General features: G+C 40.9%; 19 protein-coding genes and 1 riboswitch. Of the genes, 1 reads left to right on the top strand and 18 read right to left on the bottom strand.

Annotation, left to right across the window (positions count from 1 at the left end; genetic code table 11):
* Positions 1–7: 7 nt before the first annotated feature.
* Complete coding sequence (locus B3209_RS01225) at positions 8–1,510, bottom strand: LamG-like jellyroll fold domain-containing protein (RefSeq protein ID WP_296689570.1); 1,503 nt, start codon at positions 1,508–1,510, stop codon at positions 8–10.
* Between B3209_RS01225 and uvrC the strand changes: the two genes are divergently transcribed.
* Complete coding sequence (gene uvrC, locus B3209_RS01220; protein ID WP_296689568.1) at positions 1,499–3,463, top strand: excinuclease ABC subunit UvrC; 1,965 nt, start codon at positions 1,499–1,501, stop codon at positions 3,461–3,463. The two genes, B3209_RS01225 and uvrC, sit on opposite strands and share 12 nt — an antisense overlap.
* Here the strand turns inward: uvrC and B3209_RS01215 are convergent.
* From B3209_RS01215 to cimA, 17 genes are all read right to left on the bottom strand, one after another.
* Positions 3,460–4,764 carry an OmpP1/FadL family transporter gene (locus B3209_RS01215; protein WP_296665259.1) on the bottom strand — a complete coding sequence of 435 codons (1,305 nt, stop codon included), beginning with the start codon at positions 4,762–4,764 and terminating at the stop codon, positions 3,460–3,462. The two genes, uvrC and B3209_RS01215, sit on opposite strands and share 4 nt — an antisense overlap.
* Positions 4,765–4,889: 125 nt before the next feature.
* Positions 4,890–5,786: a DMT family transporter gene (locus B3209_RS01210; protein WP_296689566.1), complete on the bottom strand. Its 897-nt coding sequence runs from the start codon at positions 5,784–5,786 to the stop codon at positions 4,890–4,892.
* Between the two features lie 127 nt (positions 5,787–5,913).
* On the bottom strand, positions 5,914–8,361 hold the full coding sequence (locus B3209_RS01205) for a glycogen/starch/alpha-glucan phosphorylase (RefSeq protein ID WP_296665263.1): 2,448 nt from the start codon (positions 8,359–8,361) through the stop codon (positions 5,914–5,916).
* 103 nt (positions 8,362–8,464) lie between these two features.
* Positions 8,465–10,603 (bottom strand): glycogen debranching protein GlgX, encoded by a 2,139-nt coding sequence (gene glgX, locus B3209_RS01200; RefSeq protein ID WP_296689564.1) that lies wholly within the window; start codon positions 10,601–10,603, stop codon positions 8,465–8,467.
* Positions 10,604–10,623: 20 nt separating this feature from the next.
* Positions 10,624–11,076, bottom strand: coding sequence for a hypothetical protein (locus tag B3209_RS01195; RefSeq protein WP_296689563.1), 453 nt, complete (start codon positions 11,074–11,076; stop codon positions 10,624–10,626).
* Complete coding sequence (locus B3209_RS01190) at positions 11,073–11,648, bottom strand: RNA polymerase sigma factor (RefSeq protein WP_296665269.1); 576 nt, start codon at positions 11,646–11,648, stop codon at positions 11,073–11,075. Before B3209_RS01190 ends, B3209_RS01195 begins: the two co-directional genes overlap by 4 nt.
* 23 nt (positions 11,649–11,671) lie before the next feature.
* Positions 11,672–11,998, bottom strand: a complete 327-nt coding sequence (locus tag B3209_RS01185; protein ID WP_296689561.1) for a hypothetical protein — start codon at positions 11,996–11,998, stop codon at positions 11,672–11,674.
* A gap of 111 nt (positions 11,999–12,109) precedes the next feature.
* Positions 12,110–13,531 carry an alanine/glycine:cation symporter family protein gene (locus B3209_RS01180; RefSeq protein WP_296665271.1) on the bottom strand — a complete coding sequence of 474 codons (1,422 nt, stop codon included), beginning with the start codon at positions 13,529–13,531 and terminating at the stop codon, positions 12,110–12,112.
* A gap of 79 nt (positions 13,532–13,610) precedes the next feature.
* Positions 13,611–13,709: riboswitch (glycine riboswitch) on the bottom strand.
* Between the two features lie 76 nt (positions 13,710–13,785).
* A complete protein-coding gene (locus B3209_RS01175) occupies positions 13,786–13,944 on the bottom strand; it encodes a hypothetical protein (RefSeq protein WP_296029426.1) in 159 nt (52 codons plus the stop codon).
* Between the two features lie 240 nt (positions 13,945–14,184).
* Positions 14,185–16,452 (bottom strand): ferrous iron transport protein B, encoded by a 2,268-nt coding sequence (gene feoB / locus B3209_RS01170; protein ID WP_296689559.1) that lies wholly within the window; start codon positions 16,450–16,452, stop codon positions 14,185–14,187.
* A 1-nt stretch (position 16,453) separates the two neighbouring features.
* The gene (locus B3209_RS01165) at positions 16,454–16,675 is read right to left on the bottom strand and encodes a FeoA family protein (protein ID WP_295795717.1); all 222 of its coding nucleotides are present in this window, start codon (positions 16,673–16,675) and stop codon (positions 16,454–16,456) included.
* A gap of 62 nt (positions 16,676–16,737) precedes the next feature.
* A complete protein-coding gene (locus tag B3209_RS01160; protein WP_295795719.1) occupies positions 16,738–16,947 on the bottom strand; it encodes a FeoA family protein in 210 nt (69 codons plus the stop codon).
* A 216-nt stretch (positions 16,948–17,163) separates the two neighbouring features.
* Positions 17,164–17,577 carry a bacteriohemerythrin gene (locus tag B3209_RS01155; protein ID WP_296013382.1) on the bottom strand — a complete coding sequence of 138 codons (414 nt, stop codon included), beginning with the start codon at positions 17,575–17,577 and terminating at the stop codon, positions 17,164–17,166.
* A gap of 38 nt (positions 17,578–17,615) precedes the next feature.
* Entirely contained in the window at positions 17,616–18,884 is a 1,269-nt protein-coding gene (locus B3209_RS01150) for a diaminopimelate decarboxylase family protein (RefSeq protein ID WP_296665275.1), read from the bottom strand.
* Positions 18,885–18,966: 82 nt separating this feature from the next.
* Positions 18,967–21,093, bottom strand: a complete 2,127-nt coding sequence (locus tag B3209_RS01145; RefSeq protein ID WP_296665277.1) for a hybrid sensor histidine kinase/response regulator — start codon at positions 21,091–21,093, stop codon at positions 18,967–18,969.
* Between the two features lie 230 nt (positions 21,094–21,323).
* A complete protein-coding gene (leuB, locus tag B3209_RS01140) occupies positions 21,324–22,409 on the bottom strand; it encodes a 3-isopropylmalate dehydrogenase (RefSeq protein ID WP_296013388.1) in 1,086 nt (361 codons plus the stop codon).
* Between the two features lie 98 nt (positions 22,410–22,507).
* The gene (gene cimA / locus B3209_RS01135) at positions 22,508–24,109 is read right to left on the bottom strand and encodes a citramalate synthase (RefSeq protein ID WP_296665279.1); all 1,602 of its coding nucleotides are present in this window, start codon (positions 24,107–24,109) and stop codon (positions 22,508–22,510) included.
* Between the last annotated feature and the right edge of the window lie 105 nt (positions 24,110–24,214).

Raw genomic sequence — 24,214 nt, 5'->3', positions numbered from 1 at the left:
TTTCTTCCTATTTTCTTGAAGGGCGGGCAAAAACTTCTTTGGAAAGTTCGCCCATAATCCTTGAGTCGTACTTTGAGTAAGAGGCTATTGCAAAGTAATAAATTTTTCCGTTCTTCAAGCCGTTTAATTTTATAGAAACAGAATTTCCTGCGTCAATAGGAGACTGACCTTCCAGGGCTTCTCTGCCTAAGTACTCACCCGGACGTTCTCCATAAAAAATATAGTATCCGCCAACGCTATCATCAACTGAATAAGGCCATGTTAAAACTACAGAGCCGTCCATAGGAACAGCAGTCAGTTTGAACGGAGCAAGCGGAGAAGGAATTTCTTTGTAGTTTATGCTTAGCTGTGTAACAGAAGGGGTGCGAGAGCCTTTTCCATCTGGATACAATTCCGCTGCAATTTGAAAGTAAAGTCCTGAAACATTTTCAATTTTTTCTCCAGGCTTTACAGGAATCCATTTAGGAAAATCCTCTGTCCAGTTGTAAAAGTTGTTTCCGCTGCGTATAAAAAATTCAACTCCAGTTTCTGACGGTTTGTCTACAATCGCATCAAGGCTTACAACAGTTGAACCTTGGCTTAAAAGAATTGGCTCTGTTTCAAATCTTCCGCCTGAAACTTTATAGTTGTCAATTCTAAGGTCTTCTGAAACTTCGCTTTTTGATGTGCGCTGAATTCTAAAATCGTCAATCAAGCCTGTGTACTGAGGGCAAATATCAATGTCGGCAGGAACTCCCATAATCGGAGAATAAACAGAACCGCCTGTTTCATGCCCGGAAGTTGTAACATATTTTAAATCTTCAAGCTTGCCGTTAATTCTGTATTCAAATGCGCCTGTATCTTGGTCAAAGTGAATCGCGTGGTGCATCCAAATTTCTGGAATTATAGTCGTGTAGCTTGAAAGAGTTATTTCGCCGCCGTTTTTTATGTAGCCGTTGAAAACATTTGTAAATGACCATTCAAGATGATTTCCAAAGAAACTTGCCGTTATCATCTGGTAGAGCGGATAGCCTGCGACAGTTCTTGAGGAGCGCCATGAAAAAACAATTTCTCCGTTTTCTGCAATTGAAGGCTTGAGCCAGAATTCAATTGTGATTGAGCCGCCCTGCCCTTGCTTTCCGAAAATTGTATCTTTTTTTCCGCGCAAACGCACTCCGCCAGTTCCACGAGAAAGCCCAGAATATTTTCCCATAAATGATTTTTCAGCGGGAACAAGAGAATTGCTTGTAACAGAATAATTTCCAGAAACGTCTTTTACTTCGTTGTTTTCAAAATTAATAAGAAGGTCTGTGTCTTTATCTAAAGGCCTGCTGTTGGTTGCAAGAACCATCGCGTCATAGCCGAACTTTCCCTTTCCCTGAACAATTCCGTCCATCTTTGAAAGTGCTGTCCAGCCTTCTTTTCCGCCAAGCACAATGGATTTTTCCTGGGCAAAGGCAGTATTCAAAAGCGCGAAAAAAAATGCTATAATTGCAGTCAAAATATTTTTATTCATAATATGAACGACCATAAAATAAATTCTACGCCAAAACTTTCACATAGAGAGATTCTTCATCAGACCGCGTTAAAGGCACCGTTAAAAAGCGGAGTTTATCTTTGGCGGAATGAAGAACAAACCGTAATCTATGTAGGCAAAGCAAAAAATTTAAAAAACAGGCTCACTTCGTATTTCAGCGGAAACAAGGACATAAAAACAAGACTGCTTATAAGCCGCGCCCGCTCTATTGAGTATATTACAACCGACAATGAATATGAAGCTTTTCTTCTTGAAAACAACCTCATAAAAAAATATTCACCGCGCTATAATATCAGCCTGAAGGACGGAAAATCTTATCCTGTAATAAAAGTTACAAAAGAAAAATTTCCGCGCCTTTTTAAAACAAGAAACATAACACACGACGGTTCAATTTATTTCGGACCGTTTCCAGACGCTTCCGCATTGGATTCATTTTTAGAAACGCTCTATGAAATCTATCCGCTGCGAAGATGCAAAAAGTTCCGCGAAAAAAATTTTCCGTGCATGTATTACCACATAGGAAGATGCAAAGCTCCATGCTGCAAAAAAACAAACGAATCCACCTATAATGAATTTATCGAAGAAATTTGCTCGTTACTTGAGGGCAAAGGCGAAGAAACTGTAAAAAAACTTCAACTCCAAATGAAGGAAGCTGCAAAGAACTTGAACTTTGAAAAAGCCGCAAGACTGCGCGATGGAATAAAAGCATTGGAAATTCTTCAGCACAGAAACATCGTTGAAAATTTTGAAGGCACAGACAAAGACTATATTGCTCCTTGGCGCGAAGGTGAGCTTGTTAGTTTTACAGTTCTAAAAATGCGAGGCGGAAAACTGCTTGGCAGGGACAACTACAGAACTGTAAGCCTAAACGAAGACTCTGAGCTTATCCCGGAATTCATGGCTTCATATTACAACGAAAAAGAACTTATTCCGCCGCAGATTTATATAATGCAAAGCGACGGAACAGAATTCATGAAAAGATGGATTTTTGAAACTTACGGAATCAAAACTGAAATAGTAGCGGTAAATGAAAATTCTCCAAGTGTTCACAAAGCCGCAATAGGAATGGCGCAGCAAAATGCAAAGGAAGACATAGTTCGCAGAATGAGAGAGCGAGGAGACTTTCCGGCAATGGAAGAGCTTAAAAAAGAACTATCGCTTCCAAATCTTCCGGCAAGAATCGAAGGATTTGACATTGCGCATATAGGCGGAAAATTTCCAGTCGCCAGCTTAATCAGTTTTTACAACGGAAACCCGGACAAGAAAAGCTACAGGTATTTCAGGCTGAAAACAACAGACGGAATAATAGATGACTTTGCTTCAATGAAAGAGGCGGTTTCAAGAAGGTACACAAGGCTTGTAAACGAAAAAAAAGAATTGCCTGATTTGATTTTAATAGATGGCGGAATAGGACAAGTAAATGCGGTTGATTCCATTTTAAAATCGCTTGACCTTGACATTCCAATTGCAGGTCTTGCAAAGCGCGATGAAGAAATTTACCGCCCCGGAAACAGCACGCCAATTTGCCTTCCTAAGCGGAGCGATGCGCTAAGGCTGCTTCAGCGTGTGCGAGATGAAACTCACAGATTCGCCACAAGCCGAAACCAAGAACTTAGAACAAAAGAAAACACAGTTTCGCCTTTTTCAAAAATACATGGAATCGGTCCAAAACGCGACGCTCTTTTAATGAAGAAATTCGGCACGCTCAAAAGCCTTGCAGAATCAAATGAAAATGAAATTTCAGAAACTTTGAAAGTGCCAGAAGAAGCCGCCCAGAAAATTTTGCTTTCCGCAAAAAAGCTTTTCCAAGAGCAAAATGCTTTACTTCAAAAGCAAAGGCTTTCAATTGGGGCAGCAGGAACAACAAAAGAAAAGGCCGCACGAAGCAAGCTTAATGAAAACTTGGCATCGGCAGCCCTTGAAGTTGCAAGTCCTGATGATTTTTAGAAAGGCTTTACAGTAACGCCCAAAGCAAGCATTACAACATCCTTTGAAAGTTCCATTGTGTATCCTGCTTTTTTGTAATCCTCGCTGAAATATTTGCAGTACATCGCAGAGCCAGAAACTGTAACGAGTTTTACAGGTGAATATTCAACGCCAGCGCCAATAACAAAGTTGTCAAGAACCGGGCTGAACACATTGTTTACATCAGACTTTGCACCTTGCTTTCCATAAGAAAAACCAGTTCCAAAGCTAAGCTGCTCATTAAGTCTGTAGTCCGCGCCAAGAGCAATTTCCCAAGAATCATCGTAGTCATATTCAGAGCGGTCAATCGGACTTTCAATTGTAGCCTGCTTGTTAAAGTAATAGTTGAAGCTCATGCTGGCGTTCAGCTTGTCAAAGAAAGTGTAGCCTACGCCAAGATTCAAAACTGCCGGCAAATCGTTTTTAAAGTTGTCGCCTTCATCTGCATTAAGGAAAGAAGACGCATAGGCACCAGTCAAGTCATCGTATTTGTACTTGAGTTTTGTAATTGTCTGATACTGAATTCCAACATCGAGAGTATTCCAAGGCTTGATATGAACACCGAAAATTCCGCCGAATCCATATCCGTTTGACTCGTATCCTATTTTTGAGCTTCCGCCGTTAACTGACTGCAAGCCGTCGCATTTGAGTGTAATGTTCTGTTCGCCGTGCATAAATCTTCCTGCCGCAGCAACAGAAATCATATCGTTGATTTTATAAGAAGCTCCAAGGATTTCTCCAAGCTGAACTGAATAAACTTCAAGGGAATGAGAAGAAAGCTGCTCCAAAAGTTTTTGGGCATAAGCCTGAGACTGCGCAGCCGGAAGTTTTCCAGCCATAACCGCCGCAGTAACTTGTGATGTTACAGCAGATGCCATTCCTTGTTTTAGAGCCAATGTAGTAAGTCCAGTTCCATCGCTATAGTCAAGAGTTCCACCGCCTCCAAAAACGCCAAAGCCAAAGAATGCAGCCCAGTTATTTTTCTTGTAAACAACTTCTGCATTCGGGTAAAAGTAAACATTTTCATCGTCTTCAAACTTCTGGCCGTCAAGCTTGTCAGAGTAATTCTTTAAAACAAACTGGTTTCCAAGCTCAAAGTAAAGTCCGTCATTCATAAATGCTGTTCCGCCGATATTATACAAAACAGCTTCTGGGCGCAATGTTTCTGTATTGCGGCTAGGATTTCTCATGTACCCCTGATTCAAGTTAGTCTTGTTATCTACACCGCCAGCAAAGGCAAATCCGAAACTAGCAATGCAAGCAAGTAAAGCAATTTTCTTCATAATAGTTACTCCAATAAACGTAAAGTTTAACTGGAGAAAAGAATATCACGGATAAAGGAGTTTATCAAGACATTTATTAAAAAAACGTCATAATGACATAATATAATTTTATGTCATTAAAAAGATCATTTCTTGCCTTGCCTTAAATTTGGAATCACTTCCGCCAGAACTATTGCAAAGAAAATTAAGGCGCAGCCAACGAACATTTTTAGTGTAAGGCGTTCACCAAGAAAAATGCAGCTGCAAAGAACTCCAAAAACACTTTCCAACGAAAGGAAGAGAGAAGCCAGCGCGGAAGGCACATATTTGAGTCCGACATTTTGAAGCACGAAGCAAACCATTGAACTGAAAATTCCAAGGTAAAGCATTGAAACAACAACGGTTGAATTTTTTATCAGTGAAATATCAAAGTTTCCGTCTAAAAAAGGCGCAGTTAAAAATCCGAGAACTCCGCTCGCCGCAAACTGAAAAAATGTAAGCAGAATCACATCTTCTTTCTTTACAAAAAACGAACCTGCTATTATGTGAAGCGCAAAGAAAATTCCGCATATTAAAGTAAGAACATCTCCGCGGTTCATAACGTACCAGGCGCCGTCTCCGTCAAGGGCAAGCAAGCCTATTCCTGTAAGCGCCACAGCCGCCGCAACCCAGACATACCAGCCAGGCTTTTTCTTAAACACAGGCCAGCCGATAAGAGGAACAAGAATCACATAAAAAGTTGTAAGGAAAGCGTTTTTTCCTGCCGTTGTAAAATTGCAGCCAATCGTCTGGGTAAGATAGCCCAAAAACAGAAGAAGTCCCAAAAAGCATCCGTGAAAAAAAATATCTTTATTTAAATGCTGAAATCTTTTTATAAAAATCAAGCCAAAGCAGATAGCTGCAATTGTAAATCTGATTGCAACCATCCAAGTAGGTCCGACAAAATCCAAGCTGTCTTTTACAACAACAAAAGCAAATCCCCAGATTGCGGCAGTAAGAACCAGTCCCGCTCCAAAAATAATAGAAAGTTCACGTTTTTCCATAGCGGATAAGATAATGACTTTTCAGCCTAAAGGTCAATATGACTTGGATAAAGCCTAAAAAAAACTCCGTGCAGAAAAATCCACACGGAGTAAGAACAGCCATGCAAAAACACGGCAACGTCAAAAGTTATTTTACAATTACTTTCTTCAAGTGCCAGATGTCTTTTACGTAGTCTTCAATTGTTCTGTCGCTTGAGAATTTTCCGCTGTTTGCAATGTTGATTAAAGCTTTTTTCGCCCAGGCTTTTTTGTCAGCATATTCAGCGGCAAGTTTTTCGTGAGCCTTAACATAAGAATCAAAGTCAGCAAGAATAAAGTAAACGTCAGGCTGCTGTCCTTCAACACCGTAAACAATCGAATCGTGAAGTTCCTTGAACAAAAGTCCGCTTGGATCGTAAGTTCCGTCAACAAGCTGATTTACAACTTTTGCAAGAGCCGGATTTCTGTCAAGATATTTTGTAGGATTGTAAGAATGCTCCTGCTTCATCTTGACAATTTCATCAGCCTTAAGACCGAAGATAAATGCGTTGTCTTCTCCAGCCTCTTCAACAATTTCAATATTTGCACCGTCCAAAGTACCGATTGTGAGCGCGCCGTTCATCATAAACTTCATGTTTGAAGTTCCAGAAGCCTCAAAGCCCGCTGTTGAAATCTGCTCGGAAACATCAGAAGCCGGAATGATTTTTTCTGCGACTGAAACGCGGTAGTTTTCAACAAACACAACACGAAGCTTGCCACGAACGCGGCGGTCATTGTTGACTCTTTCTGCAACAGTGTTGATAAGCTTGATGATTGCTTTTGCACGGCGGTAACCAGAAGCTGCCTTTGCGCCGAAAATAAATGTGCGTGCAGGAGGATTGTAGCTTGGATCTTCAACAATCTTGTTGTAAAGATACATGATATGGAACACATTCAAAAGCTGTCTCTTGTATTCATGCAGACGCTTTACCTGTGTATCAAAAATGCTTTCCGGATCAAGGAATTCGTTTTGGCTGTGCTTTAAGTATTCAGCGAGATTTTCCTTGTTGTGGCGTTTGATTGCAATAAGCTCTTCCAAAGAAGCATCATCATCAACATATTTTTCAAGGCCTTTAAGAAGAGAAAGCTCTTTTTCCCAGCCGTGTCCAATTCTCTTTGTAATGAATTCTGAAAGCTCAGGATTTGCGAACAAAAGCCATCTTCTCTGTGTAACACCGTTTGTCTTGTTGTTGAACTTTTCTGGATAAATTTTATACCAGTCCTTAAGTTCCTGCTCCTTAAGAATTTTTGTATGAAGGGCAGCAACACCGTTTACACTGAAACCTGCGTGGATTGCAAGCCATGCCATGTAAACTTTTCCGTCATGGATAATTGCCATGTGGTTCTGCTTTTCATAGTCGTTAGGGAACTGCTGGCGAAGTTCAATTACAAAGCGGCGGTTGATTTCTTCAACAATCTGATAAATACGCGGAAGGAGTTTCTGGAAAACTTCGATTGTCCACTTTTCCAAAGCTTCAGAAAGAATTGTGTGGTTTGTGTAAGCAAAAGTTTTCTGAACAACGCTCCAAGCATCATCCCAGCCCACATTGTATTCATCAATGAGAATTCTCATAAGCTCAGGAATTGCAACTACAGGATGAGTATCATTAAGCTGAATAACATGGTATTCAGGGAACTTTGAGAAATCAGCTCCGTAAGTATTTACAAAGTGATGAACCAAATCCTGAAGGGATGCAGAAGTGAAGAAATACTGCTGGCGCAAACGAAGCTCTTTTCCCATTGGACCGTTGTCGTTTGGATAAAGAACACGGCTGATATTTTCAGCATCGTTCTGGCGTTCAACTGCGCGATGATACTGCATATCGTTGAAAAGCTGAAGATCGAATCCATTAGGACTTGAAGCCTGCCACAAGCGCAATGTGTTTACTGTGTTTGAGCCATAGGCAACAATCGGCATATCGTAAGGAGTTGCTGTAATTTCCTCTGCGTTTTCAAGATAGAATCTGTCCTGTCCGTCAGGAGTTTTTCCATATTTAATCTGTCCGCCGAATTTTACAGTTACAGCGAGGTCGCTTCTTTTTACTTCCCAAGGATCGCGGTGCTTAAGCCAGTTATCAGGGAATTCAACCTGCTCGCCGTTGATAATATGCTGCTCGAACATTCCATATTCATAGCGGATTCCGTAGCCGTGTCCCGGATATTCAAGAGTTGCAAGGGAATCAAGGAAGCAAGCCGCAAGACGACCAAGACCGCCGTTTCCAAGACCAGCATCAGGCTCTTCATCTTCAATAAAATCGTAGCTGATGTTCATGTCTTTAAGAACATCTTTTACCTGCTCCATAATGCCAGAATTAATCAGGTTGTTTCCCAGCGCGCGTCCCATCAAAAACTCTGCGCTCAAATAATAAAGCTGCTTTGTAGGCTTAGCCTCATACTCTTTGCGGGTATTCATCCAGTTTGGCATGATAATTTCAAGCGCGCTCGCGCTTACTGCATCAAACAAGTCGTGCTTATTTGCCTGTGTGATGTCTTTTCCATACTGGCGGCGCAGACGGGCTGTGAGATTTTCCTTAAACTGCTCTGCATCAAAAGTCATTTTTATATTCCTCCAATCAGCCTGTTAAGCTAAAAAGCAAAACGGCATTATGTTTACCTAGTATAATATGGAAACGTTTCCTTATTCAAGTTCCCGCATAATTTTATTTTGCGACCAGAATCAGCATAGAGCTGGCAGGAAGCACATAGCGGTCTTGAGAAAGCAAAGTTTCAGCATTTTCAACAGAAAGAAGCGACGTTTCATCTTCAATCGAAGTGTCTGCGATTCTGTACCATTTGCGGGAATCTGTAATCGCAGGAATTCTAAGCATTATATCCTGACGGTCTGTGTTTGCGGCGATAAAAAAATCATTGTCTGAAATTTTTTCTGTCCCGGAATCAAATGTCCCCAAAAGCCTGAATGCAAGGAACCTTGAAATTTTGCTCCAGTCAGGATTGCTTCCGTCGGCAGAATACCATTGAATGTCCGGTTGCTTTCCTGCCATATTGCCTTTAAAGAATTCAGTGCGGCGGAAAACAGGATGATTTTTTCTTAGCCCGATTGCTTTTCTTGTAAACGAGACAAGTGCGGAATTCAAGCCGCAGTTTCCCCAGTCAAACCAGCTAATGTCATTGTCCTGGCAATACGCATTGTTGTTTCCCTGCTGCCCCCTGCGAAATTCGTCTCCACCCAAAAGCATCGGTGTTCCTTGCGAAATCAAAAGAGTAAGCATATAGTTGCGCATTTGTCGGTTGCGCATTTTTTCAATTACAGGATTCAATGTAGGGCCTTCATAGCCGTGGTTGTAGCTCCAGTTTGAGTCAGAGCCATCGCGGTTGCCTTCGCCGTTTTCATCGTTATGTTTTCCGTTGTAGCTTACCAAGTCGTTCATTGTAAATCCGTCATGGCAGCAAACATAATTTATGCTGTGGTAAGGAGCGCGTCCAGAAATTGTGAAAAGGTCGCTTGAGCCGCTGATTCTTGTAGCCGCATTTGTAGAAACATATTCGTCTCCGCGCCAAAATCTTCTTATGTCATCACGGAAACGGTCGTTCCATTCAGCCCATCTTCCGCCTGGAAATCCTCCAAGCTGATAAGCTCCGCCAGCATCCCAAGGCTCTGCAATTATTTTTGTCTTGCCAAGAACAGGGTCTTCAGCAATTGCATTTGTAAGCGGCGGAAATTTCAAAAGCTCGCCTTCCTGTCCTCTGCTCAAAATTGAAGCCAAGTCGAATCTAAATCCGTCAATGTGATAATTCAAAACCCAATAGCGCAAACTGTCGATTATAAAATTTCTTACAACAGGATGATTGCAGTTCACGGTGTTTCCGCAGCCTGAAAAATTCATGTAGTATTCTTTGTGGCTAGTAACGAGAGTGTAGTAAACGCTATTTTCAAATCCGCGGAAATTCAAAGCGACGCCATGCTCGTTTCCTTCAGCAGTGTGGTTGAAAACAACATCAAGAATAACTTCGATTCCAGCTTTATGAAGTTCACGAACCAAAGTTTTAAATTCATTTACGCAGCCGCCTGGAGTTTTGTCCGCCGCAAAAGAAGCCTTAGGTGAAAAGAAATTTATCGTGCTGTAGCCCCAGTAATTTTTCATACGCTCGCCAGTGCGCGGATTCACATTTGAATTTTCAAATTCATCAAATTCAAAAACAGGAAGAAGCTCAACCGCAGTAATTCCCAAATCCTTAAGATAAGGAATTTTTTCAATAAAGCCAGCGTAAGTTCCCGGGCAAGAAACTCCAGCATTTTTTCCGGCAGTAAAGCCTTTTAAATGAACTTCATAAATTACACTTTCCGACAAAGGCCTATTAATGGGCTTGTCGCCCTGCCAGTCAAAATTTTTATTATCAACAACAACACACTTGGGAAAAACTTTTGCGCATTGATTTTTTCCATGCTCAATATCGTTCTTGTCAAGCGGCGCAGAATAATCGGGCGGAAGATTATAAAAAACAGAAACTGGAGTAATCGCCTTTGCATAAGGATCAAAAAGCCTTTGATGCACATTGAACCTGTGGCCTTTTGAAGGCTCGAACGGTCCATCTACCCTAAAAAGATAAAGAGAGCCTGGCTTTATTCCTGGCACAAACGCATGCCAAATATCGCCGGTTCTATTTTCAGAAGGACTGAATTCAACTTGAGCATAAGGCTCGCTGTCCTCGCTGGCAGAATAAAATTCCAAAAATACCTTTGTGGCATTCCGGCTAAAAACTGAAAAATTAACGCCGCCTTCAGCAACAGAAGCTCCAAGTGGAAGTGGTGTTCCGGGTAGAGAGTTCAAAATTTCCATGCCAAGATTATATCAGTTTTTCATTGGATTTTCCACTTTTTAATGAAAAAATCCATATTTGTTCCAACAAAAGCCGCACAATACATAATTATACTAAACGCAAAAAAAAGTGACAAAGGAAAAACAAAAAATTCCGCGGAAGCAAAAAATGCAAGCGTTTCAAAAAGGACAACGCACAAAATTAAAGTCGCGCCAGCCACAAGCCACTGTCGCATCGAAACACGCTCTTTTTGCAAGTTGTACATTTCATAAGCTGAATCAAGACGGCGCATTATTTCAACAACATTTTTTGAATCACATGAAATCTTTTTCATATTTTCCTTGGAACATTTTTTTTCTAGCAGTGAAAATTTTCTTACAAAGTTTCTGCATTTTTTGCAAAATAAAAGATGCAATGTAAGGCTTACAGGCAGCCTCTCGTTTTTGTCCAAGGCGAAAAATTTATCCATATAAAAATCGCAGTTCTTTTTCATTTATAATCCTCCAGCTTTTTCCCAAGAATTTTTTTTGCGCGGAAAATATGCGACTTGATTGTGTTCACGGGAATTCCTGTAACTTTTGAAATTTCCTCATGGCTCATGCTGTTAAAAAAATATAGCCGCACACATTCAGCATAACGTTCAGGCAAAATTTCAAGAGAGCCTTTTACGGCTTCCACAGTCGCAGAATAAATAAGCTCTTCCTCGGGTGTTTTGTTTTTGCCCGGAATCAAATTTTCATCAGAAAGAGTTTCCGCATTGTGGCTTCTTTCTTTTTGATTCATAGCAGTTGTAAAAGCAATTCTTGTAAGCCAAGTTGAAAAAAGACTTTCGCCTTTAAAAGTTGAAAGCTTTTCATAAGCCTTCAAAAAAACATTCTGCGCAAAATCCTCAGAGTCAGCCTGATTATGAAAAAACCGCATTCCAATTGCAAAAATACGTTTATAATAAAAACCCGTCAACTTGGAAAACGCACGGGAAGAACCATTCAAAGTTTCCTGCACATAATAGAAATCCCGTTTTCGAATAACAAGATTTTCCAGCGACGAAGAAATTGTTTTTTTCATAGATAAAAACTAAAACTGAAAAATTACTTTGAAATCCTGTGGAAAAGCAAAAGCATTACTCCGGCTGCAAGCGGAATAAGTCCGCCCAAAAGTCCCCAGGAAAGATGCTTTAAAAGCAAGAACATCAGAGAAAGAACAATTCCCACGCCGACAAGACAAAGCCCCAAAAGCAAAGAAAAATTCCGCAAATCAATTCTCGGCGGCTTGTACGAATCTTTTTGAATCAGCATTACGTTTTCGTGGTGCTTCCATAGCAAGGCGAAAAAAATAATTGATGCCGCAAAACAAATTCCCACAATCGGAATAATCGAAACAATAACCTGTGCAGCAGGCGAAACAATCTGGTTCATAAAATTTATAACCTCTTAAAATATAAGACACGCTTTTACAAAAAAAGTTGCAAGAAAAAAAGGCATGATGTAAAAAACACCATGCCTCTAAAAGAAAAATTCAGCGTAGCATTAAAGCTTTGGTTTTCTATCGAAATAGTCTTTAGTTTCTTTTGCCACGATGCCGCTTAGAACAATGAGCGAGATGCAGTTCGGAATTGCCATAAGACCATTTGTAATGTCAGCAATTGTCCATACTGCTGAAATCGTCATATAAGGTCCGATTGCAACTGCAAGAATGTAGAGCCATCTGTAGACTTTTACAACTGTCATGTTTCCGTTTGAAAGGTACTCAAGACATTTTTCAGAATAGTAGTCCCAGCCGAGGATTGTCGTGAATGCGAAGAACACAAGGCAGAGCATGAGCAGGAACTGAACCGAATGCTGATCGCCGCCGAGAACTTTTGAGAACGCAGCCGAAGTGAGAGCCGCTCCGGAAAGTCCGCTGTTCCATACATCTCCGCCAGCGATTACGATTGAAAGTCCTGTCATAGTACAGATAATCAGAGTGTCGATTACAGTTCCGGTCATGTTTACCATTCCCTGCTCTACAGGTTCGTTTGTCTGAACCGCAGAAGCTGCAATCGGAGCTGAACCAAGTCCCGCCTCATTAGAAAAGATTCCGCGCGCAATACCTTTCTGCATTGCCATCTTTATGATAGTTCCTGCAGCCGCACCGGCAATTGCCTTCACACCTGTATCAACACCAAACGCGCCTTTAAAAATTAAAGCGAATGCGTCAGGAATTTTTGTCGCGTTCATAATAAGAACTGAAAGCCCAAGGAACACGTAGATTATCGCCATCGCAGGAACAACTTTTTCAGCGACTTTTGCAATTCTCTTAAGTCCGCCGATTACAACAAGAGCCGTCGCAACAGTGATTACCGCACCGCCAATTACAGTTGCCCAGGAATATGAGTTTGCGCCGATTGAGAAAGCAACCGCAGCCTTATTAGGATCAAAAGCATTCTGAACCGCGCCGCAGATTCCGTTCACCTGAGTAAAAGTTCCGATTCCAAAAAGTCCAACCAATGTTCCGAAAATCGCAAAAAGAACTGCAAGCCATTTCCAGTTCTTGCCCATTCCCTTCTCAATAACATAGAAAGGTCCGCCAAGAACGTGTCCGTCCTCTTTGACCTCGCGGTACTTGATTGAAAGCATGCATTCCGCATATTTTGTGGCAGTTCCAAGAATTGCGGCAAACCACATCCAGAAAAGAGCTCCAGGACCGCCTGCAAGAATAGCAGTTGCAACGCCGACGATGTTTCCAGTTCCGATTGTAGCCGAAAGAGCCGTGCAGAGCGCGCTGAATCCTGAAAGCTCGCCGTGACCTTCATTTTCCTTGAAGATTCCCTTGAATGCGCGTCCAAGCTTAGTAAACTGGATTCCACGTGTACGGATTGTCATCAGAAGGCCTGTGACAAGAATCAGGATGATGGTGGGAAGTCCCCATACGACATCATCAATTTTGTTGAGGATTGATTCAAAAGACATTTTGTGTCCTCTCAAGAAAAAAAATAAGAGCCGCCCAGTTTTACCTAGACAGGCTCTCCAAAGAGTGATGAACGGACATTTTTTATGCTCTGTCCACTTTGCCTGAGATGTCGGCTTGAATAGCCTTAACCCTTCGGCGCTCCACAAGGATTTATGGAGACTCTCCAGAGAATCAAAAAATCAACAACGCTGTTTTTTTGACAATTCAAGCTATCATTTTTTTTTAATTTAATCAACAGAAAATTTTTTCTATTTTATTTGCAATGGCATTTTTTACAACCGGCGGCTCCAGGGCAACCAATGCAGATGTGATTTCCGCTTAAACGCGCATTTCTTTTCTGCTTTATTATGTAAACAGCAACAGCAATAAGCCATACTGCAAGCACAAGAATTCCTACAATGTTTCCAATCATAATCAGCCTCTGAAAAAAAAAATAAATAAACTTGATAAAAAAAACAAGGCTTTCCAAGAAAAAATTCCTAGAAAGCCTTATTCAGTTCAAGAACAAAACTTTCTCAAGCTTCATCCTTTTGTTTGTGCTTTTTTATTTTTTCTACGATTGTGATTACCGCAACGCACAGAACATAAAGAACTGCGAGCACGGCAATCATTATTCCCATAGAAAATTTACCTATGGAGCCGCCCATAATTTTTATGACGCGCTCTTTGAATCAAAGTACTGTCCCTTGTAAGGATCTTTTCTGAACAAAGCGAAAATAATTCCTGCAAGGAAAACAAAGGCGAATACAGTTCCTACGCCAAAGTGTCCGTGAACAAAAAGCATTCCAAGCTGGTAAACAATCAATGTCAAAACATAAGCAAAAACATTTTGGAAAATAATTGCAAACCAGAACCACTTGCGGCTCTTAAGTTCATTTGCCATTGTAGCAATTGCGGCAAGACAAGGAGAATCAAGCAAGTTGAACATAAGGAATGCAAAGGCCGCCAAAGCTGTAGCAAACCATCCGCCGATAGCTTCAGCAACGACAGCATCATCTTCAACGTTTTCTTCATCAACATTTGCAAGAACACCCATTGTAGAAACAATAGCTTCTTTTGCGCTGAATCCAGACAAGCTAGCTGCCGCGCTCTGCCATCCGCCAACTTTTTCACCAAATCCAAGAGGCTTGAATACGTAGCGGATAACATTTCCAACATCAGCAAGCAAAGACTCATCTGCGTCAACAAGTCCAAATCCGCCTTCAACTGCCTCTTCTACAACTTCGCCGTTTTCTACAACTTCATCTTTTGGAGAAGCGAATCCGTAAGAAGAAAGGAACCAAATTACAAGACAAGCAACAAAAAGAATTGTTCCGGCTTTTACAATGAATCCTCTAAGGCGTTCCCAAGTGTGCATGAGAACTGTCTTAAGCTGCGGAAGGTGATACTGCGGAAGTTCCATAACGAAAGGCGCGGCTTTTCCGTGGAAAGGCTTTGTTTTCTTGAGCATGATTGCAGCCATTACAACAGCTCCGATTCCGATTACGTACATCAAAAGTGTAAGAGAGCCGCCATCCCAGCCAGTGAGTTTTGCACCGATAACACCAGAGATAAGCGCAATTACAGGAAGCTTTGCTCCACAAGGAACCCAAGTAGTAGTAAAGATTGTAAGACGTCTGTCGTTGTCATTTTCGATTGTGCGGCTTGCCATAATTCCAGGAACGCCACAGCCAGAACCTACAAGAAGCGGAATAAACGATTTTCCTGAAAGACCAAATTTGCGGAAAATTCGGTCCATAACGAATGCAATGCGAACCATATATCCGCAGTCTTCAATCAAGGAAAGAAGAAGGAACAAAACAGCCATCTGAGGAACGAATCCAAGAACAGCTCCAACACCGCCAATAACTCCGTTAACAATGCAGTCAATAAGAACTTCGTTTGCTCCAGCATTTGTGAGAGCCTCTTCCACGGAAGCTGAAATTCCAGGAATAGCAAGTCCTTCAATTCCAAGGAAGTTCCATCCGTCTCCAAAGAGTCCGTCATTTGCCCAGTCAGTCAAAACTGTTCCAAGCGAAGAAACCGCAATGTAATAAACAACCCACATTACAGCAAGGAAAATTGGAATTCCAAGCCAGCGGTTTGTAACGATGCGGTCGATTTTGTCTGAGCGAGTCATTTTCTGTCCAGACTTTCTTACGCAGCGGCTTACAATTCCCTGAATGTAAACGTAACGTTCATTTGTTATGATTGACTCAACATCATCATCTTTTGCTTTTTCCAATGCCTTTGAAATTTCTTCAGCCTTTGCAGAATCCGCAGAAGAAAGAGCAAGCTGACCAAGCACAACAGAATCGCGTTCGAGAAGCTTTATAGCATACCATCTTTTCAATTCTGATTTTACAGTTGAAGGAACAAGAGCTTCCATTTTTGAAATATATTCTTCAACATCTTTTGAGAAAACAGCAGATGGAATAAAAGCTTTTCCAGACTCAGCGGCTTTCTTTGCAGCAGCGGCAGCTTCTTTTACACCAGTTCCTTTGAGCGCGCTTGTTTCAATTACAGCGCATCCAAGTTCAGCCTGAAGTTTTTCTGTATCAACAGAATCGCCTGACTTCTTAAGAACATCAATCATGTTCAAGGCAATTACAGTAGGCTTTCCAAGTTCAAGAAGCTGAGTTGTAAGATAAAGGTTTCTTTCAATATTTGTAGCATCAACCAAGTCAAGGATTGCATCCGGATTGTCTTTGATGAGATAATCGCGGGAAACAACTTCCTCTGAAGTATAAGGTGAAAGTGAATAAATTCCAGGCAAGTCTGTTACAACAACATCTTTCATGCCTTTCATTTTTCCTTCTTTCTTTTCAACAGTAACTCCAGGCCAGTTTCCTACATACTGGTTTGAGCCTGTAAGGTTGTTGAACATTGTGGTTTTTCCGCAGTTTGGATTTCCTGCAAGAGCAATTCTGATTTCTGACATTTTATTCTACCTCAATATTTTCAGCGTCATCTTTGCGAACGCTAAGCTCATAGCCACGAATTGTAACTTCAACAGGATCGCCAAGAGGTGCGACTTTGCGGATATAAACTTCGCATCCGTTTGTAAATCCCATGTCCATAAGACGCCTTTTTAAAGCGCCCTCACCGTTCAACTTTTTTACCTTTACAGTTGAACCAACCTGTGCTTCACGCAATGTACCCATTTATTTTACTCCTATAAAAAGCCAATGAGAAAGTTTCAACTTTCGATTTGAGTTTTAGAAAATCAGACAATGATTTTAGACGCCAAACTGCTGTCCAATGCGACACGGGCTTCCTTGACTTTTACAATCAAGCCGGTCTTTACTTTCTGAACAATCGTGACTAAAGAACCAACATTGAACCCAAGTTCATTCAAATGCTGCTTTACCTGCGGATTTCCATTCACACCAGAAATTTTTACTTCATCTCCAGGATTTGCAAACAATAATGGCATAAAAACCTCCTAGCAAGTTAACAAAGAGCAACAAAAATTACCTAAAACAAATAAAAATTAACCTGCTCTAATCTTCGTTATCTTACACTAACTAAAATGATATGTCAATAAATTCTGAATTGCTGAAAAATGAATTTGATTTTCTAATGGAAACAAAAAAGACTTCCAGCCTCAAAAGAAACCGGAAGTCTTTCAACTAAAAAATAAAAAACTCGCTTATGAAATCTTTGGCTTTACAAACGCAGCCCAGACGCGGTCGGCTTTTGCAATGTGATTCAAAATCCAGCCAACCATGTAAGAATAGAACCTTGCGCCGTCATCTTTGCGGTCGGAAGAAAGCTGCTTAATCTGATGGTTAACTTCATTTATAAAGTTGTCATGCGCAGTCTTGTGAATATCAACGCCTGAATATCCGTACTTGCGCATAAATTCTTCTTCATTTGAAAAATGATAAACCGTGTAGTCTGTAAGCTTTTTCAGAACTTTCGCCATATTAAGACCATAAGCTTCATCAGTGCCAGTAGCCGTAGCATAAAGTTCATTTGCAATCTGAATCAGTTTTTTATGCTGATTGTCAATTTCAGGAATTCCCAAAAGATAAGAGTCGCTCCATTCAATTTTTTCAACCATCTTTTTTACCTCCAATGGCAAATTTATAAAAGTCAGAATCAGCTGAAATTTTTCAGTCCTTCAAAATCCAATGTAGCAAAATAATCCTCAACAGTTTCACGGCGGCGGATTTCTTTTACAGTTCCATCTAAACGCAAAAGAAGTTCTCCGGCACGAAGTTTTCCGTTGTAATTAAAGCCCATCGCTCTTCCGTGCGCGCCGGCATCGTGGATAATCAAAAGATCTCCTATTTCAATTTTTGGAAGACTTCTCTGAACCGCAAACTTGTCGCAGTTTTCGCACAGGCTTCCAGAAACGTCATAAACAAAATCTTTAGGAGCATTTTCTTTTCCGCTGACAGTAACTTCATGGTAAGCTCCGTACATTCCAGGGCGCATCAAGTCTGCCATGCTTGCGTCAACTCCAATATAGTTGCGGTAGATATTTTTTTCGTGAATTGCCTTTGTAACAAGCCAGCCGTAAGGTCCTGTAATCGGGCGTCCGCATTCAAAGCAGAGTTTTAAAGGATCTAGTCCAACCGGAACAATCATTTTATCGTAAAGAACTTTTATCCCTTTTGCGACATAATCAAGATCAACTTTTTTTTGCCCGCTCTTATAAGGGATTCCAACTCCGCCGCCAAGATCTGCAAATTCAATGTTAACACCGCATTCTTTTTGTACTTCTAGGATAAGTTCAAAAACTATGCGCGCAGTATCAACAAAGAAATCAGGATTAAGCTCATTGGAAGCAACCATCGTGTGAATTCCAAAATGCTTTACGCCTTCCGCCTTGCAGATTTTATAAGCTTGAATCATCTGCTCTTTTGTAAGTCCGTACTTGGCTTCCTCAGGCTTTCCGATTATGGAGTTTCCGCCTTCTTTTAAAGGTCCCGGATTATATCTAAAGCAGATTGTGTCTGGAAGTTTTCCGCCAAGAGCATTTTTCAGAAAGTCGATATGGGTAATGTCATCAAGATTTATAATTGCTCCAAGTTTCTGTGCATAAACAAATTCCTGGGCAGGAGTGTCGTTGCTTGTAAACATTATTCTGTGCCCGGTTATTCCAGATTTTTCACAAAGCATAAGCTCCGGCAAGCTAGAACAGTCTCCGCCGCAACCTTCGCTTTCAAGAACTTTCAGAATGTAAGGATTTGGAAGCGCCTTGACTGCAAAATATTCCGTGAACGAAGGAAAAATGCTGAACGCTTTATAAAAATACTTTACATTTTCGCGGATTGCTTTTTCATCATAAATATAGAAAGGAGTCGGAAATTTCTTTGCAAGCTCAATAAGCTGGGCATGGCTCAACGGAAAATCTAAACTCATAAAATCCTCCAAAACAAGCTAATAATTTTACGCTAGTATTACACTTTTTTGGAGGGAAGACAAGACATTTAAAAACCAGATTTTAATTTGCATCAACAAGAATTTCAGACAAAAGAGAAAGCAGCGACTTTATGTCAAATGGCTTAGAAACAAAATAGTCCATTCCAGATTTCAAAGCCTGCTCCTTGTCCTCTTCAAAAGCATTCGCCGTCATCGCCACAATCGGAATAGAAGACTTGGACTTGCTTTTCATTTCGCGGACTTTCATAGAAGCCTCGTATCCGTTCATAACAGGCATCATCACATCCATAAGGACAACTTTGTAATATCCGTCTGGACAGGCGGAAAGCATATCCAGCGCAATTTTTCCGTTTTCAGCCTCGTCAATAACAAAGCCTGCGCCTTTTAAAAGTTCTCTTGCGATGTCGCGGTTAAGGCTGTTGTCTTCTACCAAAAGAATTCTAGTTCCTTTTAAATCTACATTTTTTTTCAAGGAAGATGAAATTTCTTTTTTGTCAGATTCTGATTCCGGGGCATTTTCAAAGTCAAAGCAAATAAGAAATTCTGTTCCAACATCTTTCTTGCTTTTTAGGAAAATTGAACCGTCCATTTTTTCAACAAGATTTTTTGAAATTGAAAGACCAAGTCCAGTTCCTTGAACATGAAAATTTTCAATATTTTCGTCCCGCTCAAACGGATTAAAAACTTTTTTCTGGAATTCTTCCGACATTCCAATTCCGTTGTCTTTAATTCTAAACTGATACGAAGAATATCCGTCAGAAACAGAAGGAGTTTCCGCGGCAGTGAATTTAATCGAACCGTTTTCTCCTGTGTATTTTACAGAGTTTCCAAGAATGTTTATAAGAATCTGCTTGAGCCTAAGTTTGTCGCAAAAAACTTTACGCCTTAAGTTTCCGTGGCGCAAAATTGAATAATTAAGTTTCTTAGACTGAAGCTGCGGCTGAATAACACTGTCAACTTCCGCAAGAATATCTTCTATTGTATTCGATGTAAGTTTTATTTTTATTTTTCCACTTTCGATGCGGGACATATCAAGCACATCATTTATAAGGCAAAGCAAATAGTTTGAGCTTGTCTTTATGCGCGCAAGATCTGACTTTATAAGTTCCGGATTCCCGATGTGTTTTTCTGCAAGCGAAGTGTAACCGATAATTGCATTCATAGGAGTTCTTATGTCGTGGCTCATGTTGGAAAGGAAACGAGACTTTGCATGGCTTGCAAGTTCCGCCATAGACAACGCTTCCTGCAATGCCTTGCGCTGTTTCATCTCATGCTCTGTTTCCGTGTCAACATTCATAAAGCCCATAAGAACATTTCCAGTTTCGCGGATATTTCCAATTCTAACAACCGTAAGCTTCATGTAGGAAATTTTGCTGTTTATATACGAGCGGAAATTTACGTAATAACTTTCTCGCTTGGAAAGCTGCTTTAAAACATTTTCACGCGAAAAAGCCCGCTTAATCATGTCGCGGTCATCCTCATAAACTGAAACGCTAGCATAAAAATCAAGCACATCATCATAAGGAAGACCTTCCAAAGATTCATTGTAAAAAGAGCTCACCCTGTCGTTGATTCTTACAATGCGGATTATTCCAGACATCACGTTTATCATAAAAACATTGCTGTACTCAATCGTAAGCGCGTTGATAATTTCCAGCTGATAAAGTTTTTCTTCCTTTTGCCTGTAGCCGCTTGTAATATTTTTTACAACGGCAAGTCCCATTATGTCGCCTGAGTTTTCGTCCTTTGTAAGAATTATTGTTGTACGCGTCCAAAAAGATTCGCCGTTGTAAGTTGACCTGCTTGAGTCAAATTGAATTTCGTATTTTTCCATTATAAACGAATCCAAGAGGCAGTAGACATTCATCTTTTCAAGGAAACGTTTTTTTTCTTCATCCGACAAGTCCCAGCAAAGCGCATCAATAAAATCAGTGTAAGAACAGTTTTCAGGAAGTCCCATCGCAGGCTTAAGCTGAACAATCCGATCGCTCATTCTCTGTACAGGATTTCCTACAATCAAGTCTTTTGAAAGATTGAATTCGTAAAGAATCATTGCGTCGGCAGCGATTGCTTTTTTGTACTGATTTGTTCTTGTATCGCCGCTATCCAAAATGTAGGCGCTCACACTTTTTTTTATCTGGGAAAACTCATGTTCCTTGTCATCTGAAAAAATAGAAATATTTTGCATTTTCTTAATTGTAATCCCAAATGAAAGAAAACACAAATAAAAACAAAAAAGCAGAATTTAGAGTTTTATAAATTAACGTCATTATCGGGCTTTACCCGATAATCTATTGAAATTTTTACTGTCATTCCCGCAGTTGATACGGAAATTCAATGTACATTTATATACAAGATTGCCGGAGCGAGTCCGGCAATGACAAAGAAACATCCTTGATAATGACAGCAAAAACAAAACTAAATGCGCTCTACAACAAGCTGCCCCATTTCTTTTGTGCCGACAAGTTTTCCAGAAGACTTAAGCTCTTCAAAATGGCTTCCGGCAATATCGCCTGTTCTGTAGCCTTCATCAAGAACGGAGTTAACGGCATCTTCAATAACCTTGGCTTCTTTTTCAAGTCCAAAGCTGTAACGCAAAAGCATAGCAGCAGAAAGAATTGTTGCAAGAGGATTTGCAAGATTTTTTCCGGCAATGTCAGGAGCAGAACCGTGAATCGGCTCGTAAAGTCCAGGACCTCCGTCGCCCAAAGAAGCTGAAGCCAGCATTCCGATTGAGCCTGTAATCTGGCTTGCTTCATCAGAAAGAATGTCGCCGAACATATTGCTTGTTGCAATTACATCGAACTGGCGCGGATTGCGCACAAGCTGCATAGAAGCATTGTCAATGTAAAGGTAAGAAAGAGCAACATCAGGATAGTCGCCTTTTACAGACTCTGTAACTTTTCTCCAAAGCTGGCTTGAATTCAAGATGTTCGCCTTGTCAACTACACAAAGACGTTTCTGGCGTTTCTGTGCGAATTCAAATCCCATGCGGACAATGCGCTCAATCTCACTCCAAGTATATTTTTCTGTGTCCCAGGCAGATTTTCCGTCTGCGGCAGTTCCTCTGTCTCCAAAGTAAATTCCAGAAATCAGCTCGCGGACAATGAGAATATTAAGTCCGTCGCCGACAATTTCATCTTTTAAAGGACAGGCATCTTTGAGCTGCTTCCACATTACAGCCGGACGAAGATTTGCAAAAACTTTCATTCCGCCGCGAAGACCAAGCAATGCTTTTTCAGGACGAAGCTCAGACGGAAGGTTGTCCCATTTTGGACCGCCTACAGCTCCAAGAAGAACTGCATCGCTTTTAAGGCATTTGTCAAGTTCTTCCTGCGGCAACGGCTTTCCAAACTTATCGATTGCGCATCCGCCGGCAGTAACAGTTTCATAATTAAATTTATGACCGAATTTTGAAGCGACTGCATTCAAGACATTTACAGCTTCTGCAACAACATCAGGGCCAATTCCATCTCCGGGAATCAAAGCAATATTTTTTTCCATAAATCAAGCTCCTATAAAAAGTCAAAACAAACTTTACTAATACTAAAGTTTATAAAGTATTTATAAAATACCTCAAAGCAACATTTATGTAAAGAACATTAAATGAATTTGTGGTACTTTTTTTCAATATCTTTAATCAGTTTGTATTCAAAAGAGTCAACCAAGGCAAGCCAGGAAGCTTCAATAACGTCGCAGCTCACACCAATTGTCGTCCAGCTGTCAGTTCCGTCTGTAGACTCAATCAAAACACGGACACTTGCGGCTGTAGCTGATTTTCCGTCGAGAACGCGGACTTTATAATCTGTAAGATGAATATCCTGCACGCTCGGATAAAACGATTTGAGTGCAGTACGCAACGCAAAGTCAAGAGCATTAACAGGACCGTTTCCTTCGCCGGCGGCAATTTCTTCATGGCCGTCAACTTCAATTTTAAGCTGGGCAAAAGAATAAAGCCCTTTTTCAATAAGCGGAGACTCATCGGAAGTTTTATAGTAGCGCAATTTAAAGAACGGCTGATATTTTCCAATCGATTTACGGACCAAAAGCTCAAAGCTTCCGTCTGCGCCTTCAAACTGATAGCCCTGATGCTCAAGCTCTTTTACTTTCGCCATGATTTCTGAAACAACCGGACTTGACTTTGTAATCGACGAATCAAACTTTCTGATTTTTTCAATAACCATGCTTCTTCCGGCAACTTCGCTCATAAGGAACACGCGGGAATTTCCAACTGACTCAGGCTCAATGTGCTCATAAGCAAACGGATTTTTTAAAACCGCATCGATGTGCATTCCGGCTTTGTGCGCAAAAGCATTCTGCCCCACATACGGAAGCCCTGGGTCAAGCGTTATGTTTGTAATTTCCGCAACGCGCTTGCAGATTGGAGTAAGCAGTTTTATGCTTTCCTCTGGAATGCACTTGCAGTTCATTTTAAGCTGAAGGTTAGAAATAATCGTAGAAAGATTTGCGTTTCCTGTACGCTCGCCGAATCCAAGAAGAACACCCTGAACATGAGTTGCGCCAGCTTCGACTGCAACAAGAGAATTTGCAACAGCAAGGCCTGAATCATTGTGAGTGTGAATTCCAATCACAGCTCCTGCCCCGAATTTTTCAACAGCGGCACGAACACCTTCTCTGCACTCTTCAATCATTGCGCCGCCTTTTGTCTCGCAAAGTGAAAGAACACTCGCCCCGCCTTCAATCGCAGCGCCAAGAGCTTTTAAAGCGTAATCCTTGTTCGACTTGAAGCCTGTAAAAAAATGCTCGGCGTCAAAAACAACATTGCGCCCGCGCTGCTTTAAATATGCGCATGTATCTCTTATCATTTCAAGATTTTCTTCAAGGGAAGCGTGAAGAATTTCCGTAGCCTGAAAATCCCAAGTCTTTCCGAAGATAACAACAGTTTCTGTTTCCGCAGAAAGAAGGCTTTGCAAGTTCGCATCTTCTGCGCATGAAGAATCCTTTCTCCTTGTTGAGCCGAACGCGACAATCTGTGAATTTTTCAGTTTAAGGCTTTTTGCACGCTGAAAAAATTCCATATCCTTGGGATTCGAGCCGGGGTTTCCAGCTTCAATGTATTTTATGCCCAAGTCATCTAAAGCCTGCACAATGTGAATTTTATCCTGAACAGAATAGCTTATTCCTTCTCCCTGCGAACCGTCGCGCAAAGTAGAATCAAGTATTTCAATCTTTCTTTCTTCCATAGCGGAAAATATATCAGAAATACTTTTTTTTTAATAGCGTGCTTCAAGAATATTTGATTTTCTTCTGGAATTTGTTAAAAACTTAAGGAATATTGTATTTTCCAC

Source organism: Treponema sp. UBA6852, assembly GCA_002449305.1.
Classification (GTDB): domain Bacteria; phylum Spirochaetota; class Spirochaetia; order Treponematales; family Treponemataceae; genus Treponema_D.
This window is presented reverse-complemented; position numbering and strand designations above follow the sequence as displayed.